The organism is Bacillus safensis FO-36b (assembly GCF_000691165.1).
Lineage (GTDB): Bacteria > Bacillota > Bacilli > Bacillales > Bacillaceae > Bacillus > Bacillus safensis.
In genome coordinates this window covers 58360-76908 of sequence record NZ_ASJD01000001.1, presented here as the reverse complement: position 1 = coordinate 76908, position 18549 = coordinate 58360, and the positions used below count along the sequence as shown (strand labels likewise).

General features: G+C 42.6%; 20 protein-coding genes. 7 read left to right on the top strand and 13 right to left on the bottom strand.

Annotated elements, in window-relative coordinates:
• Positions 1-14 precede the first annotated feature (14 nt).
• On the bottom strand, positions 15-950 hold the full coding sequence (locus tag BA81_RS00415; protein WP_034279497.1) for a hypothetical protein: 936 nt from the start codon (positions 948-950) through the stop codon (positions 15-17).
• Positions 951-975: 25 nt separating this feature from the next.
• Complete coding sequence (gene thpR, locus BA81_RS00410) at positions 976-1527, bottom strand: RNA 2',3'-cyclic phosphodiesterase (protein WP_034279495.1); 552 nt, start codon at positions 1525-1527, stop codon at positions 976-978.
• A gap of 94 nt (positions 1528-1621) precedes the next feature.
• Between thpR and cysK the strand changes: the two genes are divergently transcribed.
• Positions 1622-2551: a cysteine synthase A gene (gene cysK, locus BA81_RS00405; RefSeq protein ID WP_034279493.1), complete on the top strand. Its 930-nt coding sequence runs from the start codon at positions 1622-1624 to the stop codon at positions 2549-2551.
• A 48-nt stretch (positions 2552-2599) separates the two neighbouring features.
• On the opposite strand, the gene BA81_RS00400 is transcribed toward cysK, so the two are convergent.
• On the bottom strand, positions 2600-3226 hold the full coding sequence (locus tag BA81_RS00400; protein ID WP_034279491.1) for a Type 1 glutamine amidotransferase-like domain-containing protein: 627 nt from the start codon (positions 3224-3226) through the stop codon (positions 2600-2602).
• A gap of 28 nt (positions 3227-3254) precedes the next feature.
• Positions 3255-4655, bottom strand: a complete 1401-nt coding sequence (gene pepV / locus BA81_RS00395) for a dipeptidase PepV (protein ID WP_034279489.1) — start codon at positions 4653-4655, stop codon at positions 3255-3257.
• 94 nt (positions 4656-4749) lie between these two features.
• On the opposite strand from pepV, the gene BA81_RS00390 reads away from it, so the two are divergent.
• Complete coding sequence (locus BA81_RS00390; protein ID WP_034279487.1) at positions 4750-6048, top strand: NCS2 family permease; 1299 nt, start codon at positions 4750-4752, stop codon at positions 6046-6048.
• A gap of 370 nt (positions 6049-6418) precedes the next feature.
• Entirely contained in the window at positions 6419-6640 is a 222-nt protein-coding gene (locus BA81_RS00385) for a DeoR family transcriptional regulator (protein ID WP_008356419.1), read from the top strand.
• Positions 6641-6709: 69 nt separating this feature from the next.
• On the opposite strand, the gene BA81_RS00380 is transcribed toward BA81_RS00385, so the two are convergent.
• On the bottom strand, positions 6710-7426 hold the full coding sequence (locus tag BA81_RS00380) for a pseudouridine synthase (RefSeq protein WP_034279483.1): 717 nt from the start codon (positions 7424-7426) through the stop codon (positions 6710-6712).
• 16 nt (positions 7427-7442) lie between these two features.
• Positions 7443-9065, bottom strand: coding sequence for a putative polysaccharide biosynthesis protein (locus tag BA81_RS00375; RefSeq protein WP_034279480.1), 1623 nt, complete (start codon positions 9063-9065; stop codon positions 7443-7445).
• 175 nt (positions 9066-9240) lie between these two features.
• On the opposite strand from BA81_RS00375, the gene BA81_RS00370 reads away from it, so the two are divergent.
• From BA81_RS00370 to BA81_RS00355, 4 genes are all read left to right on the top strand, one after another.
• On the top strand, positions 9241-10512 hold the full coding sequence (locus tag BA81_RS00370; RefSeq protein ID WP_034279477.1) for a BaiN/RdsA family NAD(P)/FAD-dependent oxidoreductase: 1272 nt from the start codon (positions 9241-9243) through the stop codon (positions 10510-10512).
• Positions 10509-10706 (top strand): hypothetical protein, encoded by a 198-nt coding sequence (locus BA81_RS00365; RefSeq protein WP_024424878.1) that lies wholly within the window; start codon positions 10509-10511, stop codon positions 10704-10706. Before BA81_RS00370 ends, BA81_RS00365 begins: the two co-directional genes overlap by 4 nt.
• A gap of 140 nt (positions 10707-10846) precedes the next feature.
• Positions 10847-12379, top strand: a complete 1533-nt coding sequence (gene opuD / locus BA81_RS00360; RefSeq protein WP_034279475.1) for a glycine betaine transporter OpuD — start codon at positions 10847-10849, stop codon at positions 12377-12379.
• A gap of 130 nt (positions 12380-12509) precedes the next feature.
• Positions 12510-13034, top strand: a complete 525-nt coding sequence (locus tag BA81_RS00355) for a CbrC family protein (protein WP_024426197.1) — start codon at positions 12510-12512, stop codon at positions 13032-13034.
• 43 nt (positions 13035-13077) lie between these two features.
• Here the strand turns inward: BA81_RS00355 and BA81_RS00350 are convergent, their stop codons facing one another.
• From BA81_RS00350 to BA81_RS00320, 7 genes are all read right to left on the bottom strand, one after another.
• Positions 13078-13260 (bottom strand): sporulation protein Cse60, encoded by a 183-nt coding sequence (locus BA81_RS00350; RefSeq protein ID WP_024424881.1) that lies wholly within the window; start codon positions 13258-13260, stop codon positions 13078-13080.
• 100 nt (positions 13261-13360) lie between these two features.
• A complete protein-coding gene (locus BA81_RS00345) occupies positions 13361-13672 on the bottom strand; it encodes a rhodanese-like domain-containing protein (RefSeq protein WP_034279473.1) in 312 nt (103 codons plus the stop codon).
• Positions 13673-13726: 54 nt separating this feature from the next.
• Positions 13727-14410, bottom strand: coding sequence for a YesL family protein (locus BA81_RS00340; protein ID WP_034279470.1), 684 nt, complete (start codon positions 14408-14410; stop codon positions 13727-13729).
• Positions 14411-14434: 24 nt separating this feature from the next.
• Positions 14435-15724 (bottom strand): Gfo/Idh/MocA family protein, encoded by a 1290-nt coding sequence (locus BA81_RS00335; RefSeq protein ID WP_034279468.1) that lies wholly within the window; start codon positions 15722-15724, stop codon positions 14435-14437.
• Between the two features lie 17 nt (positions 15725-15741).
• On the bottom strand, positions 15742-16266 hold the full coding sequence (locus BA81_RS00330; protein ID WP_034279466.1) for a hypothetical protein: 525 nt from the start codon (positions 16264-16266) through the stop codon (positions 15742-15744).
• Positions 16263-17375, bottom strand: coding sequence for a glycoside hydrolase family 88/105 protein (locus tag BA81_RS00325; RefSeq protein WP_034279463.1), 1113 nt, complete (start codon positions 17373-17375; stop codon positions 16263-16265). The genes BA81_RS00330 and BA81_RS00325 overlap by 4 nt, the downstream gene beginning before the upstream one ends.
• An 18-nt stretch (positions 17376-17393) precedes the next feature.
• The gene (locus BA81_RS00320) at positions 17394-18359 is read right to left on the bottom strand and encodes an ABC transporter permease (RefSeq protein ID WP_024424886.1); all 966 of its coding nucleotides are present in this window, start codon (positions 18357-18359) and stop codon (positions 17394-17396) included.
• Positions 18360-18549 lie beyond the last annotated feature (190 nt).

The following is an 18549-nucleotide window of genomic DNA, read 5'->3' as shown; positions in this document are numbered from 1 at the left end:
CTTCCATCATGCCTTTAATCGAGCCATTCCTGTCTTCTTTTGCTGTCTGATTCACCATAAGCAAGCAATGCCTTTGTCGCCTTAAATTGCTGATGCTTTGTCGGCGCCGTATTTTTCCGCTGCTTTTCAAACCACTCTTCTGCCTTCTTCTTATCGATAACCTCCATCCCATATGGAACTTCAGGTAAATCAATATAAGAGGTTCGGCTGATGAGGATTTTTTTCACAGGAAGGTCTACACCACTTTGCTGTAAGATTTTTGACACGACGGTGCCAGATCGCAAAAGGCTTGCACAAGGATTCAAGACGGACTGAACAGCTTTCCCAGTCGCCCGTTTTTCCCAAAAACGTTCCTTCGTTCCGATATAGACGCTGTCTGGCTCAGCCTCTAAGAAAGATAAACAGATCACTTCGAGCGGCGTGATGAGTATCGGACATAATTCCATCTCAGCTTTTTGAATGAGCAGCACCGGCTTGTACATCACAAAATAAGAATCCGGAAGCTGCCTTGCAAGCATCCGCAGCTTTTCATCATACCGAATATGATGGGAAACGGTTGAAATATGTGAAATCGTCGAACTCGCCCATTTTAATTGCACTTCAAAGAGATGATCCTTAAAAAAGTGAATCAGCTTCGTTTCATCGGCAGGAACGTTTCTGAAAACCCCTTGCTCTATATCTGTCGGCTCGTTAAAAAGACTCAGGTCCCGTTCCTTTTTCATATCGGCTTCTTTTTGCTTTCTCTTTAAGGAGAATTTCTTTCTCTTTTCTTCCTCTTGTTCTGGCGCTTGTTGAGGAATTTGATCAAACGGTTGCTGCGCCTCCTCTTTTGAAGCCTTTTTTAACTCGTCCCATCTTTGTTTTTTCAACCGATTGAATTGATTGATATAGTGATGCGGGTCTTGTTCATATCGTGATATATAATCTTGAATTTTGATAATTTGCGCCATCTGCTGCTCACTCCAACTTCTAGAATCATTTATGTAGTGTAAATTGTTTGATTGCGTGATAACGAGGGGTTTCCTTCGGACGTATTTCAAATAAAGTGATACGAGAAACCTCCATCACATATGGCTCTTTGCGTAAAGGAGCTTGCTTTTCATAAGGGTCATCCGCATTCCATTTGCGCGCAATCGTCATATGCGGATGAAACGGTCTCTTTTCAACAGGGTGTCCTGCTGACAAGACGGCTTCCTTTACCTTTTCTCTTAAATGCATGAGCGGCTCACTTTCATGAGGCTTTGCAAAAAAGACTCTTGGGCGTTCTTTCGCACCAAACTGCCCTACCTCATTCAGCTCTAGTGGAAATGCAGACGCTTCATTTGAAAGGATGTCAAGCAGCTGGATGATCTTTTTTAAACGCTCTTCTGGAATGGCGCCTAAAAAGATAAGGGTCACATGATAATCATGTGGTGCTGTCCATTTTTGAAAGAACAGTCCGCTCCTTTGATCAATGTCTTGTTTGATTTGATGCGCAAGTTGTTCAGGGATGTGAATCCCTATAAAATAATGACGGCTTTCTGACACAATATCACCTGTCCTTTTTTAACAAACTTTACGAATCCCCATTGATGATAGTATAACTAAAGAAATGCGGAATGAGAAGAAAGGGTGTCATCTGATGAAAGTTGCACAAAATATAGCTGAGCTGATTGGCGATACACCACTTGTCAAATTACAGCGGCTCCAGCCAGAAAATGCGGCGGCTGTTTACTTAAAGCTGGAATCATTTAATCCGAGCGGAAGTGTAAAAGACCGCGCGGCTTACAATATGATCGTCGAGGCAGAAAAACAAGGGAAACTCACAAAAGGAGCAACCATTATTGAGCCTACGAGCGGGAATACAGGGATTGGTTTAGCCATGAATGCCGCCGCAAGAGGCTACAAAGCCATCCTTGTCATGCCTGATACGATGACAAAGGAAAGAATCAATATTTTGAAGGCATACGGGGCGCAGGTCGTCTTAACCCCAGGAGAAGAAAAAATGCCGGGCTGCATCCGCAAGGCTGAGGAACTGGCTGCTCAAATTCCTCACAGCTTTATTCCCATGCAGTTTGACAATAGAGCGAACCCAGATGCACATAGAGGCACAACAGCAGTCGAAATTATGGAAGCTGTGAAACAACTTGGACAGCCTCTTGGAGCCTTTATCGCAACAGCTGGAACTGGCGGTACTATTACAGGAACTGGAGAGGAATTAAAAAAGGCATTCCCTCATTTAACCATCCGTGTGGCAGAGCCTAAGGGCTCCCCTGTCTTATCTGGCGGGAAACCTGGGAAGCATAAGCTCGTTGGCACAAGCCCAGGATTTATCCCCCATATTTTAAACGAGCACGTCTATGATGACATCGTGCAAGTAAGTGACGAAGATGCGTACCACATCACACGGCAGCTCGCTCAGCTTGAAGGAATTTTGGTAGGCCCATCCTCTGGGGCGGCTTGCTATGCAGCCATTGAAACAGCCAAGCAATTGCCGGCAGATCAAATTGTGATCTGTATGACAGCAGATACGGGCGAACGATACTTATCCAGTGATGTTTTTCAAAATTAAAAAAGGAACAGGGCGATGAATCCCTGTTCCTTTTTCTTCATTTCACGGTTAAGATGCTTTGACAGATTTCACTTCAGCCTGTTCCCCTCTGATAAGTAAAGCCTGTTCATCAGTAAGCGGACATAAATCAAGCGTCTGCTGATGCTTCTCTGTGATTTGCTGCGCAGCCTCGCCTAAATAGGTATTGTGCATATGCGGTACTGGATAGCGGCTTATTTCATTGAAAGCTTGATATGATGAAAGCTCCGGTGCCTTCTTTTGATCATCCATCAGAGAGATATATTCAATGCTTGGCGCCATGATAATACTCCCAGCAGACTCTCCGATGTACAGCTTGCCGTTGTTGATTTCTTCTTTCAACACGTCATCGAGACGATGCTTTCTTAATTCCTGCAATAAATAAAACGTGTTGCCTCCTGACACGTAGATCACATCATTTTGTTTGATCATCTGCGAGATCTCTTCAGCGGACTGTTCATCTATCTGCACAGTCTCAAGCTGCATCCCTAATTGCTGAAAGGCTTCCTTCGCTGCCTCTACATAGTGCGTGACTTCTTCTACAGCACTTGCCGTTGGAAAGAAAGTCACGTGCTTTCCTTTTAATGATTCCCCCGCAAAGTCAGATAAGAGAGAATAGCTGTCTTTGAATGAAGAGCATAAGAACATTTTTTTCACTATGAATCCCCTCTTCTCTTTTCCATTTCTATTTTGCTAATTCATACATAGCTTGTGCGTAAAGAGCTGCTGCTCTCAGTAAGTCATCAATTTCAATATATTCATCCTTTTGATGGGCGCAGTCTGGCCTGCCAGGAAATAAAGGTCCAAAGGCAACGCCTGCTTCTAAAGATCTTGCATACGTTCCTCCCCCAATGGCAATAAGGGTTGCAGGATCTCCCGTTTGTTCCTCATATACCCGCTGCAAGGTTTTCACAAGCGGATGATCTTTTGAGACGTGATGCGGAGGGCTGTCTTCGAATTTTAGCAGGGCTGCCCCTTTGATGCTTTCAATTCCTTTTTTGACGTCCTTGCCGTCTGCTGTTACTGGATAGCGGACATTTAACCCTAGCTTTGCTTCCTCATTCTGTTTAAAGCGGATTGTCCCAACATTCAACGTCAAATCTCCACTAATCTCATCTTTGCAAGCAATTCCCAGCTTTTGTCCTCTTGTATCTTGATCAAATAAAGCGTTGATTTGGGAAGTAAAGGCAAGTCCCTGCTCATCTAATTCGTGTCCGCATAAGAAATTCGCCATATGAATGCCCGCATTTGTCCCATGCGCCGGCTCCATGGCATGAACGGACACCCCTTTTAATGTAAAATGCAGTCCATCTGCTGCGCTTTTTACCTCACCAGATAATTGATGATCAGCAAGATAGGCTTCGAAGGCTGTTTTTAATGATTCAGCATCGTGTTCCTGTGCAGCAGTCACAGTAGCAGCTGCCTCATCCGGCACCATATTGAGCCTCATACCCGATGTAAATTGCTTCAGCGTATAGCGCTGATGATTCGCTGTTTGTTGATATGTAAATGACACAACCGCATCAATGATCCCTTTTTCCGCATGAATAATCGGAAAATCGGCATCTGGTGCAAATCCAATTTGCGGCATTGGCTCATGCTTGAAATAATGATCCACACAGCGCCAATCACTTTCTTCATCTGTTCCAATGATCATGCGGATTTTTTTCGACAGCTGCAGACCAGAATCTTTTAAGATCTTCAGCGCATAAAATGCCGCCATGGTTGGGCCTTTGTCATCAATAGCCCCGCGTGCAAAGATTTTATTTTCTCTGATGTCAGCTGAAAATGGCGGGGTTGTCCAGCCGTCACCAGCAGGCACCACGTCCACATGGCAAAGCACACCTACAATGTCATCGCCTTCCCCATATTCAATATGACCCGCATAGCCGTCGACATTCTTGACTGTGAAGCCTTCGTCTTCCCCTTTTTTCAGCATATACTGCAGGGCATCATCGACTTTTTCACCAAATGGCTTTCCTTCCTTGCCGCCTTCTTCATCAAGGACACTTTCAATTTGTAAAAAAGATTGTGTGTCCTTGATCAAATCGTCTTTTTTTCGTATTACTTCAGCTTCCCAATTCATTTTTCCATTCCTCCTTGAAAAAAGGTTGCAATCCACCCTTAAAACGAATATTATATTAATTGTTTTGTAATAATGTTCGTAAATGGAGGATTTTATGTTTCAGTTAAAAGAAAATCAAACCAACATAAAGAAAGAAATCATCGCTGGTATGACGACATTCTTTACTATGGTCTATATTGTTGCCGTCAACCCGGGAATTCTTTCAAAAGCAGGTATTCCTTTTGACCAAGTCTTTACTGCAACAATCATTGCTGCTGTTGTCGGTACGCTCTGGATGGCACTATTTGCAAACTATCCGATTGCCATTGCACCAGGCATGGGGCTGAATGTCTATTTCACCTTTACCGTTGTCGGCGGTGGCGGCATCAGCTATCAAACAGCGTTTAGTGCGGTATTTGTTGCTGGTATACTCTTTATTATTTTATCGTTAACATCCCTTAGAAAACAACTGATTCAAGCCATTCCAGATAATTTAAAGTACGGCATTACAGCAGGAATTGGGCTTTTCATTGCGTTCATCGGCCTCCGTCAGTCTGGGATCATCGCTGCTGATCCAGAAAACCTTGTGAAGCTTGGCAATTTAAGCTCGCCTGTTGTCATTTTAACGCTTGTCGGCTTAATGATTTCGGTTATTTTAATGGTTCTGCAAATAAATGGTGCACTGTTTATCGGTATGTTAGCGACCACATTGATTGCGCTCGCAACCGGCCAGCTTCATTTCCCTAAAACACTGATGGACATCCCTGCACTGCCTGAAGGCATGCTGATTACAAATCCGATCTCTGCCTTTGGTGACGTGTTCTCTCATCATTTGTATGCCGTCGTCTTCTCCTTCTTACTGGTGACGATTTTTGATACAACAGGCACGATGATCGGCGTTGCAGAACAAGCCGGATTAATGAAAAATGGCCAGCTGCCAAAAGTGCGCAGAGCCCTGCTCGCTGACTCGGCTGCAACGACGGTTGGTTCTATGTTTGGTACAAGCCCAACCACTGCTTATATTGAATCATCATCAGGAGTTGCTGCTGGCGGAAGAACTGGGCTGACGTCTCTAACGGTCGCTGCACTGTTTATTGTGGCATTATTTTTTGGCCCGCTCGTTCAAGCGATTTCTTCTTTACCATCCATCACATCACCTGTTTTAATCATTGTTGGCTGTTTGATGATGAACTCAGTGTCACGCATTCGCTGGAACGAACTAGACGAAGCATTCCCTGCTTTTCTTGTCATTCTTTCGATGCCGCTGACTTCTAGTATCTCTACAGGGATTTCACTTGGATTTATTTCATATCCGCTTGTGAAATTGGCGAAAGGGAAATGGAGAGAAGTACATGTGCTTGTTCTCATCTTTGCGGTCTTATTTTTCATTCAGCTCTTTTTCTTAGAAGGATAACAGAAACAAAAAAGGCACATCCTCACATGGAATGTGTCTTTTTGCTTCACTGAATTTTTTATTTTGTAAATTTTCTGTGTTTATTTTTCGGACATTTGAAAATGTCAGCTCCAATCGCATCCCTTATCATTATTGGGTTGTAACCGGATTCAAATCATGATATATACCATATTTCATTTCATGAAGACAAGTTTAAAAACACGTAAAGTTGACTTTTTGGTGGAACTAGATGCATAATAACGTGTATAATAGAATAAAACATTAACAAACACGAACATTTACCATTGTTGCATGTCCTTATTTCGCAGTTTTAGTGTAGTAAGTTGTGGTTAGTCAAGTCCATCCGATCTTATTGATAGGGAGTGGTTTTTTGAAACCTTCAACAAACCGTATGATGACTCGAATCAAATCAGTCTATATGTTCATTCAAGAGAAAGGTCTTGTGACGACACAAGAGCTGGTTGATGAATTCGGGATCACACCTAGAACCATTCAAAGAGACTTAAACGTGCTTGCCTATAACGATCTTGTTCATAGTCCAAGCAGAGGCAAATGGGAAACAACGAGAAAAAAAGTAAAAATATCATCTTAAGCGTATAATGAATTGTCCATATAACAAAAAGAACCGGCGATATGCCGGTTCTTTTCTTTTGTTCTTATGTTATTCACGATTCATTAAGCTGTCTAATTCTTCATCCGTCAATTCACGGTACTCTCCAGGTGCTAGATCTTCATCTAAAGAGACAGCCCCCATCGAGAGCCTTTTTAAAAAGATCACTTCATTTCCCACCGCTTGCGCCATCAGCTTCACTTGATGGTACTTCCCTTCAGTAATCGTTAAACGGATGCGTGTATCTTCGTCTTCATTCGCATCTACTTCCACCTTCGCCGGCTTCGTGTGATAATCATCTAAGATGACAACGCCCTCTTCAAGACGCTTAATGTCTTGATCTCCTAAAGGATATTTCAAATGAACCTCATACATTTTTGGCACATGCTTTTTTGGAGAAAGTAATTGATGAGCAAGCTGTCCATCATTTGTGAGGAGAAGGAGACCGACCGTATCCTTATCCAGTCTCCCCACAGGGAATGGCTCCCTTGCGATATCCTCCGGCTCAAGTAAATCGACAACCGTTTCATCCCGCAGATCTTCAGTTGCCGAGATCACCCCGTCTGGCTTGTTCATCATTAAGTAAATGAATTCTTTATATTCTACACGCTCTCCGTGTACGAGCACTTCATCATTTGATGGATCAACATGATCTTTCACCTGCTTTGCCACTTCTCCATTCACTGTGACCGCCCGGGCCTTGACAAGCTTTTTCACATCTTTTCTTGAACCAAAGCCGCTGTTAGCAAGTAATTTATCAAGCCTCATGAATATCTACCTCTTCTTAACTCTTTTTTCTTAAAAATTTCGGCATACGGCTGCCAAGTACACGCTCTAGTAATCCCACCTTATAAGACAAGAACATATACACACCGCCGCCAGTGATCATGGAAATCAAAATGACGATACCCGCTTGTACAATTCCGCCTTCATAAGAAATCACTTGGCTCACAAGTTGACTTGTCACATATGCCACGACAGCCATGATCGCCGTTAAAATACCAATGAGAATAAAACGTTTGAAAATTCTGCGGAACGAATAGCCGGCATGGCGTTTAATCATGATAAACATATACAAGATGGACGCACTGTAGCCTAATGCTGTTGCAAGTACAGAACCATTTCCTTGCAGCCAGCTGATCAGCGGGATGTTCAGAACCGTTTTAATAATGATCCCTAACAAAAGACTGACGATGGCAAATTTTTGTTTGTTGATCCCTTGCAGAATCGCTGCATTAATGGTGAATAAAGAAAACAATAATGCAACAGGTGCATACCAGAACAAAATGGAGATCCCAATCTCAGGATGAACAGACGGATAGAAAAACCAATAAACCGGTCCAGCCAATGCAGAGATACCAAATGAAGCAGGCAGCACGAAAAATAAAATGACTTGCATCGTCTGATCAATTTGTCTATTGAGCAGCTTGTAATTACGTGCTGTAAATGATTCCGTTATCGTCGGAATCAAGGTTAAGCCAAACGCTGTTGCAAGTGACACAGGAATCATCACGAGCTTCGGTAAATATAACGTCACAATGGACAATACCGCTGTACTAATATCCTGATGTCCTGATGCAATCATGGCTCTGTTAATTGTGTTTGTATCGATATAAGAATAAATTGGAATCGCAAGTCCAACAAATACATACGGCGCTGCATAGCTAAACAGCTCTGTAAACATTTGCTTATAAGATAATTCAGAGTGAGAGCCTGTATTCGGCTGCATAGCTAAGAGCCGGTCTTTCCGCTTCAGCCAATATAAATAAAGCGTGAATAAACCGCCAAATGCACCGATCAGTGCGGCAAATGTTGCATATCCGACAGCAATGACAAGCCCGCCGTCAAGCACCTTTAAAATAATAAACGTCGCCGTTAATAGGAAGATGATTCTGACAAGCTGTTCAATCACTTGGGAAACAGCTGTCGGTCCCATCATGGAGTGTCCTTGGAAGAACCCGCGTACAAGACTCATGATCGGTACAACCAAAAGACCTAAGCTGACCATTCGAATCACATATACTACTTGATCGACAGTCAAACCGCCTGTTTCATTTGATCCGCCAAGCTGAATTTTGGCAAAAATCGGTGCGGACAAATATAAAATAGAAAAGGCGATAATCCCGGTGACAAGCATGACCGACATACCCGCCCTGAACATTTTTCTTGTTGTCTCATAATCGCCGATCGCATTATATTTGGAAACAAATTTTGATACCGCTGTTGGAAAACCAAGCGTAGCAATACTTAAAAAGATCGTATATTGATTGTATCCATATTGGAATAACGCTCCACCAGTTGCTCCAACCATTGCGCTAAATGGAATTAAATAAATCATACCCAGAATACGAGAGAGATACGTCCCTATCGTTAAAACCAACGTACCACGAAGCAGTTTATTAGACATGCGCTTAACCACCATTTTTCTAATGAATATTCAACTTAACTATTTTACCACATCAATTCAACACACAGGTAACAAATCCAATACGGAAGTCACAAAACCAATCAATTCATATTTCAGCCTTCCCTAATCTTCGTTATAATAGAAAAATGACTGAAAGTAGAAAGAGGAATGTAACATGAAACATTATGATGTCATTGTCATTGGCGGCGGACCTTCTGGGCTGATGGCCGCGATTGCATCAGCAGAGCACGGCGCTACTGTTTTGTTAATTGACAAAGGAAACAAACTTGGCAGAAAGCTGGCCATTTCTGGCGGCGGACGCTGTAACGTCACCAATCGCCTTCCAGTAGAAGAAATCATCAAGCATATACCCGGAAACGGCCGTTTTCTATATAGTGCATTTTCTGAGTTCAACAACGAGGATATTATTTCGTTTTTTGAAAACCTTGGCATTGAACTAAAAGAAGAAGACCATGGACGTATGTTCCCTGTCTCAAACAAAGCACAATCTGTTGTGGATGCCCTTCTAGACAGGCTCCGAGCCCTCAATGTCACCATTCGAACGAACGAAAAAATTAAAACAGTTCTGTATCAAGACGGACAAGCAGCTGGAATTGTTACAAATAATGATGAAAAAATTTCAAGTAAGTCTGTCGTCATTGCTGTCGGCGGAAAAAGTGTGCCGCATACCGGCTCTACTGGTGACGGCTATGCATGGGCAGAAGCAGCCGGTCATACCATTACAGAGCTCTTCCCAACAGAGGTACCGGTCACATCCGATGAACGATTTATTAAAGAAAAAGTGCTTCAAGGTCTTTCTTTAAGAAGTGTGGCTGTCAGTGTTTTAAATAAAAAAGGGAAACCCGTCGTCACACACGTCATGGATATGATTTTTACTCACTTTGGTTTATCAGGTCCAGCTGTTCTTAGATGCAGTGGATTTGTTGTGAAGGAATTGAAAAAACAGCCGAGTGTACGTCTTCAAATTGACTTATATCCGAAGCTGAATGACGAGGAGCTGTTCCAAAAGCTTCATCGCGACCTAAAAGATGAACCGAAGAAAGCCATTAAAAATGTCCTCAAGTCTTGGATGCAAGAACGCTATTTATTGTTTCTGTTAGAACGGAACGGGATTGATCCACAAGACACATTCTCTGGTCTAGCCAAGGATAAACTGCGTGCATTTGCCCATGATTGCAAACATTTTATTGTGCATGCAAATGGTACGCTATCCTTGGACAAAGCGTTTGTGACAGGAGGCGGCGTTTCTGTGAAGGAAATTGAACCGAAGAAAATGGCGTCTAAAAAAATGCCCGGTCTTTATTTCTGCGGAGAAATTTTAGACATCCATGGCTACACAGGCGGCTACAATATCACATCAGCACTTGTGACAGGCAGGCTTGCCGGCATGAATGCTGCACTAGAAGCAAAGGAGAGAGATCAATGATCAGACGTGCATTACCGATTGTTCTTGCGGTCGTTATCAGTTTGACAGCTGCTGTTTTCTTGAAGCTGTCCATTACCCCGTTAAAAGTCGCCATTGTTTTGGCGTTTACCATTTTCGCAGTATGTTTAAAAGAATATGTCTACCGTCTTCGTAAACGAATTGAGGAAAAATCGTCTTCCCATATCGATAGTTGATAAATGAAAGCAAAACATGTTACGGTAAAGTAGAGGTCGAGTGAGAAGCTCGCCTCTTTTTGTTTGAAATAAGTTGAGTTAGGGGATATTAAGCGAAGTCCTCTGCTTAAACGTGTAGAACAACAGGAGAGTGAGATGGTGTGAAAAACGTATCAAGTGTATTTTGGATTGTGATTGCGATCACATTTGTTGCCGTGATGTGGGGAGCGTTTTCTCCAGACACATTGCAAAATGTCACAGATCAAATTCAAACATACATTACAAATGACTTTGGCTGGTATTACTTGTTAGTGGTATCACTGCTTGTCGGCTTTTGTCTATTCTTTATCTTTAGCCCAATCGGTAAGATTACGCTAGGAAAACCCGGGGAAGAGCCTGAATTTGGTTTATTTTCTTGGTTTGCTATGCTATTTAGTGCCGGTATGGGAATTGGTCTTGTTTTTTACGGAGCAGCTGAACCGATCAGCCACTATGCTATTCAGTCACCAACAGGAGAGACTGAAACAGCTCAGGCCTTCCGCGATTCCCTTCGCTATACATTTTTCCACTGGGGGCTTCATGCATGGGCTATTTATGCCATTGTTGCACTTTGCATTGCTTACTTTAAATTTAGAAAAGATGCACCTGGCTTAATCAGTGCAACGCTGCAGCCCGTTTTAGGAAATAAAATTCACGGATGGATCGGTAAAACCATCGATTGTATTGCAGTATTTGCAACTGTGGTTGGTGTTGCAACAAGCCTAGGATTAGGCGCGGCACAAATAAATGGTGGATTGAATTACCTTTTTCATATTCCAATTGCCTTTAGCACACAATTGATCATTATTATCATTGTGACAGTGCTTTTCCTTGCATCTGCTTTAAGCGGGATTGGAAAAGGCATTAAATACTTAAGTAATATCAATATGGTATTAGCAGCTGTTCTGATGTTTTTCTTACTTTTGGTAGGTCCAACTGTTTTTATCTTAAATTCTTTTACTGATTCGATTGGACAATACTTATCCAATATCGTTCAAATGAGCTTTCGTCTATCTCCCAATGATCCTGAAAAGAGAGAATGGATTAATGGATGGACGATCTTTTATTGGGCATGGTGGATTTCTTGGGCTCCATTTGTCGGGATCTTTATCGCTAGAGTGTCTCGCGGGCGGACAATTCGCGAATTTTTAGTGGGTGTCTTAGTCGCTCCTTCCATCCTAGTATTCCTATGGTTCTCGATTTTCGGTGTATCTGCAATGGACTTACAGCAAAAGAATATTGTCGATGTTGCAGGTCTTTCAACTGAAACGATGCTCTTCGGTGTACTGAATGAATATCCGCTGGCGATGATTACATCGATACTGGCACTCATTTTAATCGCCGTATTCTTTATTACATCGGCTGATTCAGCTACATTTGTGCTTGGAATGCAGACAACCTACGGATCATTGAACCCTTCTGGCAGTGTCAAAGTCAGCTGGGGCATTATACAATCGGCTGTTGCTGCTGTGCTTTTATTTTCAGGGGGACTTGAAGCCCTGCAAAATACAGCCAAGCTCGCAGCCTTACCGTTCTCCGTTGTCATTATATTGATGATTGTCTCGCTGTATAAATCACTAAATGATGAACGAAGAATCATCAAACAAACCAATCAAGTCAATAAACCAAGAAGTCCAAGAGTAAAAAAAGCATAATCGCAAGCGAGAAAAAGCCGTTCCTTATCCGAACGGCTTTTTTCTATATATACAATTTAAGATTGTCGCGAGCTTGAGGATTCCTTTGAAATAGTGATGAATCATCACTTTCTACATAATGGAGGTTTATATGACGTTACCTACGTTCAAGTACAACCCAGATCCAGTTTCGTTAAACGTGATCAAAAAAGAGCATACAACATGTCCTGTTTGTGAGAAAGAAAGAGATTATGTGTACCATGGCCCTTTTTATACTGTGGAAGATGTGGAGGGAATTTGTCCTTGGTGCATTAAAGATGGATCAGCAGCGAAAAAATACAATGGAACCTTTCAAGACGATGCGAGCTGTGATGATGTCGATCAAGAGGAATATATAGATGAGCTGATCTTCAGAACGCCAGGCTATCGCGGATGGCAGCAGGAATATTGGTTAAGTCATTGCGGAGATTTTTGCGCAATCGTCCAGTATGTCGGCTGGAAAGAGATTGAACATCTAGAGGAAGAACTCGCCGAGGATATCGAAGACATTTGCAGCGGCGAAGGATTAACAAAAGAGAACCTAAAGCAATGGCTCGTCAACGGAGGAGACTTACAAGGCTACCTCTTTCAATGTGTTCACTGCAACAAGCATCGTTTATATATTGACGCCAGCTAACCAAAGAAAAAGGACCCTTCAAGCAGGTCCTTTTTTGAGCTGTCTATTTTTTATATAAAATGAGTGCAGAAAAACAGTAGAGCTGTTCCCCTCCCTGCTCACAGATCACCGCTACATTGTACTTGATGTCAATGATTTGGTCGTCATCCATTCCTTTTAAAAAATGATTGATTTCACTCTGCAAATCTTTCTCATGCTCTTCATCAAATACAGCTACCTTTAGCACCTATGCCACTCTCCCTTCTCTCGCTACTCTATCTTTATGCACATAGAAAGAGGCATATGAACAAAAAAACCTTTCATCGTTAAGATGAAAGGCCTTCTATTTACAGCTTCGGTTTTGTTTCTCCTGTCCAAGCAAGCATCCCGCCAACGACATTTGTCGCTTGGTAGCCTTGATCTTCTAGGTAATAGCAGACATTTTCACTACGTTTACCAGAACGGCAAATAATATAATATTCCTGCGTTTGATCGAATACATCCAGCTTCTCAGGGATATCGCCCATTCGAATGTGGATGGCTTCCGGGATCATACCTTCTGCTACCTCTTCATCCTCACGTACATCGATAAGCTGAATGGCGTCTTCCTGCTCCAGCTTTTGTTTTAATTCTTCTATTGAAATTTCTTTCACTGACACGACTCTCATCTCTCCTTTTCATTACGGTGACACCATTATAGCAAATGATTCACTTCACTGCGTATTCACCCGCTTTGATTGAAGGAAAGACGGCAGCCGCTTCTTCACTTCGGCTGTCTCGTGCTCAATTTCAAACTCTACCTTTTTAAAGACTTGATAGGCCAGCCACATATGACCATAGGCGAGTATGCTCACACTGAAAAACGGCACGATTCCCGGTAAATAAGCAAACAGAATAAACAGCACAGCAGAGAAAACAAGCATAGAGAGTGTATATTGCAAATATGAGATACCGAGCAGAAGAGAGAATTTCAGATAGAGACGTTTTTTCCAATCGTAATGCGCAAGCAGCGGAAAAATATAAAATAAGCTCACAATAAACAGAAAACCGAAAATATATATAGCAAAGCGAAGCACATGTAAGAGCCAGCTCGCCGGATAGATATAAGCAAGGTCGACATAAATAATCGTTCCAATGATGCATAGCACCACTCCAATGATGTTAGAGCGTATAAACTCCTCCCTGAATACCTTCCAAAAAGTGCGGAATACATTGACCTGCTCATGCCCTTGAATCCACTTTCTCATCACGGAAAATAACGCAGTGGTCGCAGGCATCAAGCCAAATACGCCAAGCCCCAGGATGGTGAACAAAAGCCATAACAAATTCGTATAGGCGAGCCTCATCACCCAATCACACATCCTCAGCATTCTGCTCATTGAACCATCATGATCCATCTCCTTCCCCTCCTCTCTTTCTCTTTACACCGTCTCTTTATGGAACAATTCATCGATTTCAATTGGGCGCTTTTCTGCGACAGAGCGCCACATGCCTTCCCCAAGAGCAATCGAATAAGCACCAGCCTCTACTCCTGCTAAGATGTCATAGTGAATCAAGGGATCTTTTCCTATAAATAAATCAGCCAAAAGCAGAGGATCTCCTCCGCCATGTCCGCCTGGCTGCTTTACGACTTCAATCGTCTCCTTTGATCCAAACATCGGGTAATAAGAAATTGTTTGTTCTGGGAATTGAAAAGGAATTCTTGATGGCACATGAAACTCATTTGTTTCAATACGTCCCTTCGTCCCATTAATGGCAAGACGATAGCCTTCATATGGGGCTGAGAATTGAATCGAATAGCTGAGCAAAGCCCCTTGGTCATAAGCGACTGACGCCACATATGTATCCTCAATATCAATTTCCTGATCAAAAATGCAGGCATCAGGGCGATAGTTTGAGTACTGCTGCGTTTGCTCCTGACCGGATTCAATATGGTCGTCCTCCACCTTCGAGCGCTCAACCCGCGGATTCCACCTTGCTTCATAGTGACATATATCCTTCACATGACATGTTCCGCAAAATCTATTTTCCTCCCCCTGCAAGGGATTCCAAGGGCTTTCGCTGCCGTAATAGTTCAGCGCCCCGTAAGCAAATACTTGCTTCGGCTTTTGATCAATCCACCAGTTGACCAAATCAAAATGATGCGTCGACTTATGAATGGACAGCCCGCCAGAAAATTGACGTGTGCGGTTCCACCTTTTGAAATAACTAGCACCATGGTACGTATCAATGAGCCAGCTCAGTTCAACAGATGTGACCCTTCCAATTTTCCCGTCTAAAATAAGTTCTTTTACTTTTCGATGGAAAGGATTGTAGCGATAATTAAAGGTGACCGTGACCTTCCCTTTACTTTCCGCCTCTTTTTCCATCACTTTTTTGGCGTCTTTTGCTGTTGTCACCATCGGCTTTTCAGTGATGACATCTAGATCATGGTCAAGTGCCTGCATGATATATGTGACATGGGTGTCATCCCTGCCTGCCACAATGACGATATCTGGCTTTGTTTCCTTGACCATCTGATCAAATGCATCTTCATGAAAAAACGAAACGCCCCGGAGTGATGGAAAACGCTCCTGACAAAGTATATACCGCTGATGATCTATATCTAGGAGCCCTGTAATCCGATAATGCTCATTGAAATCCTCTGTGAGCGGTTTAATAAACATATTGAACGCACGATGGCTCAGCCCGCAAATCACGACCCGTTTCACATTCCCCACCCCATTTTCTATTGGTTTTCACGAAGCTGTTTCATAAGAGACAGCGCCTCTTCCGTCTTATCAGCATACACGGGAATGAAAGCGACCATATCTCGGTGTAGTTGAAAGGTATAGCCGTTTAGTTTTTTCTTTCCTTTATTGATTTGAACCGCATAATCGACCGTTTTCCCTGTCTTTTTGTCATCGACCGTATATGGTCCTGCTGCTTGACCGCCTATTTCCATCTCTTCAAGCAGCTGAAAGCTTTCAGGATCATCATATGTTCTAAACATTTCTTCTGGAACAAGCATCACGTCCCCCTCTTTTGAGGTAATTTCAACAAGAAGCTTTTCAGGAATCGCCGGAAAGATGTGGACGCTATACGTCTCTTGTTCCGGCTGAAAAGCCTTCGCCACTAATTGATCCTTCATCCCCTTTGACATATCAGAAAAAATCAGAACATCGATCCCGTTTGTTTTCCCCTGACAGGCAGATAAACAAAGGGCAGCGATGATACTGATGAGCCATACGGCGGCTCTTTTTTGCCTCCTCATGCCTTTTGAAAAACAGACAGCTTTTCTAGCTCAGTTAACGCCATAATAAAAGCGCCTGCCCCGTGCAAGTCATTAGTGCTCCGCTCTCTTCCAACGTAGTAATCATAAAATCCCGCAGATGTTCCAATACAAATATCATTGATGGTAAAATCACCATTTTCTTTCTCAGCCGTCTTATGCTGAATCAAGCCTTGATATGCTCTGACCACATGATCAACATAACGGAGACCTACATACCCTTCATTCATGGCCTTTGCCATGGCATACATGAATAAACACGATCCCGAGCTTTCAAGCCAATTGTCACTGTGATTTCCTTTATCAATGATTTGATGCCAGAGACCTGTCTTTTGATCCTGGTACTTTGCCACACTTTCCAGCATGTCTGTCAGCGTTTCCTTCCACACCTTCCGCCTTTCATGATGCTCGGGCAAGTCCTCGATCATATCTGCTAATGCAAGGACATACCAGCCAAACGATCTTGCCCAAAACTCTGGGGAACAGCCTGTCTTTTGATCAGCCCATGGCATCGTTTTTCGTTCATCCCACGCGTGATAATACAGACCTGTTTGTTCATCTTTCGTATGCTTTCTCATGAGATGCTCTTGATGGATGACCATATCCACTAGCGACTCTTCACCTTTAAGCTGTGCATACTTTAAGGCAAAAGGACCGCCCATGTAGAGACCATCGAGCCACATTTGATAAGCATAATTGTCTTTATGCCAAAATCCGCCCTCAGACGTGCGGTTTAGCGTACGATATAGTCCGCGCAGCTTCTCCGCCGCCAGCACATACCGCTTCTCTCTCGTTCGTTCGTAAAGAGGGAATAAAATGAGTCCTGCTTGAATGGCATCAAGCTCATCCCTGCGAAATAACAGATTACCGTACTCATCAATGAGGGAGTCCGCATAGTTTTTCACATAATCGAAATACGCCTCGTTCCCTGTTGCCTCATATAGCTTCATGACGCCGCAAAGGAAAACGCCTTGATGATAATGCCATCTTCCAGCTGGCGGCAGCTCTATTGGTGTATACGCTTTCATAATGGTTTGTGCTAATTTCTCTGCATGCTCAAGCGGTGATCCCTTTTCAATCGATAAAGTCATTCTTCCTCATCTCCCTTTTTAATAAATACCTTCTTCCCCGAATTTCTTCGCTAAACGGTTTGCCAGCATGACCAAAATAAGTCCAACAGCTGCTTTAAATAAACCAACAGCGGTACTATAGCTGAATTGTCCTTGCTTAAGACCTGCTGTATAGACGTACGTATCAAAAATCTCCGCTACTTCCCGGTTCGTTGCGTTCAGTAATAGATAGACATGCTCAAAGCCAAGCTCAAGCGTATCACCGATTTTTAAAATAAGCAGAACCACAATGACACTTTTAATGGCAGGAAGTGTGATGTGCCACATTTGTCTCAGTCTTCCGGCCCCATCCATTTTTGCTGCTTCATATAGCTGCGGATCTACCGCTGTAATCGCCGCAAGGTAAATGATTGTTGACCATCCTGCTTCCCGCCAGATGACCTGTAAAATGTACATCGGTCTAAACCATTCCTGACTAAGAAGGAAGTTAATCTTTTCTCCACCAAAGAAAGCAATCAATTCATTCATTAACCCGCCATCTACTGTTAACAAAACAAAAGATAAGGACACGACAATCACCCATGACATGAAGTGAGGAATATAAATCATCGTCTGTACAAATTTCTTAAACAATGCCAATCTCACTTCGTTTAAAAGAAGCGCTAATAAGATCGGAATTGGAAAGAAAATCACGACATTCATGGCAAATAAAATCAGTGTATTTTTTAATAAGATGAAAAATGTTGGTTCTGTGAACAATCGAATAAAGTGTTTGAAGCCAACCCACTCACTGCCAAGAATGCCGAGAAACGGCTGGTAATCTTGAAAGGCAATGATGAGCCCCCACATTGGCACATATTTAAAAACAATAAAATAAATGAGCCCCGGCAAAATCATTAAATACAAAAACTTTTGACTTAGCAATTGATTAAGTAAGCGCTTTCTTTTTTCACTTTTCAAAGCTGCCGCAGGCACACCCTTGGCAGTGACATCCTCTGTTTTCATTGATAAAGCCTCCCCTCATGCTAATGCATGTGTTAACTGTATCTTAAGGATGAAAAATCCGTCTACAATCATATCAACAGATCATATTTTCATAGGTGATGCTGATCAAAACGTTACATAAAACATAAGAAAATGATCCTAATCTCAGAAAATGATTATTGACAAACCTACCAGATTTTTGGATTAATAA

What these genes read in the sequence shown, in the direction of transcription:
- BA81_RS00380 (WP_034279483.1), bottom strand. Translation starts at nt 7,426, where the DNA reads ATGAGGCTTGATAAATTACTTGCTAACAGCGGCTTTGGTTCAAGAAAA.
- BA81_RS00390 (WP_034279487.1), top strand. Translation starts at nt 4,750, where the DNA reads ATGTTTCAGTTAAAAGAAAATCAAACCAACATAAAGAAAGAAATCATC.
- BA81_RS00330 (WP_034279466.1), bottom strand. Translation starts at nt 16,266, where the DNA reads ATGAGGAGGCAAAAAAGAGCCGCCGTATGGCTCATCAGTATCATCGCT.
- BA81_RS00320 (WP_024424886.1), bottom strand. Translation starts at nt 18,359, where the DNA reads ATGAAAACAGAGGATGTCACTGCCAAGGGTGTGCCTGCGGCAGCTTTG.
- BA81_RS00365 (WP_024424878.1), top strand. Translation starts at nt 10,509, where the DNA reads ATGATCAGACGTGCATTACCGATTGTTCTTGCGGTCGTTATCAGTTTG.
- BA81_RS00370 (WP_034279477.1), top strand. Translation starts at nt 9,241, where the DNA reads ATGAAACATTATGATGTCATTGTCATTGGCGGCGGACCTTCTGGGCTG.
- cysK (WP_034279493.1), top strand. Translation starts at nt 1,622, where the DNA reads ATGAAAGTTGCACAAAATATAGCTGAGCTGATTGGCGATACACCACTT.
- BA81_RS00375 (WP_034279480.1), bottom strand. Translation starts at nt 9,065, where the DNA reads ATGTCTAATAAACTGCTTCGTGGTACGTTGGTTTTAACGATAGGGACG.
- BA81_RS00325 (WP_034279463.1), bottom strand. Translation starts at nt 17,375, where the DNA reads ATGACTTTATCGATTGAAAAGGGATCACCGCTTGAGCATGCAGAGAAA.
- BA81_RS00415 (WP_034279497.1), bottom strand. Translation starts at nt 950, where the DNA reads ATGGCGCAAATTATCAAAATTCAAGATTATATATCACGATATGAACAA.
- BA81_RS00355 (WP_024426197.1), top strand. Translation starts at nt 12,510, where the DNA reads ATGACGTTACCTACGTTCAAGTACAACCCAGATCCAGTTTCGTTAAAC.
- BA81_RS00340 (WP_034279470.1), bottom strand. Translation starts at nt 14,410, where the DNA reads ATGGATCATGATGGTTCAATGAGCAGAATGCTGAGGATGTGTGATTGG.
- pepV (WP_034279489.1), bottom strand. Translation starts at nt 4,655, where the DNA reads ATGAATTGGGAAGCTGAAGTAATACGAAAAAAAGACGATTTGATCAAG.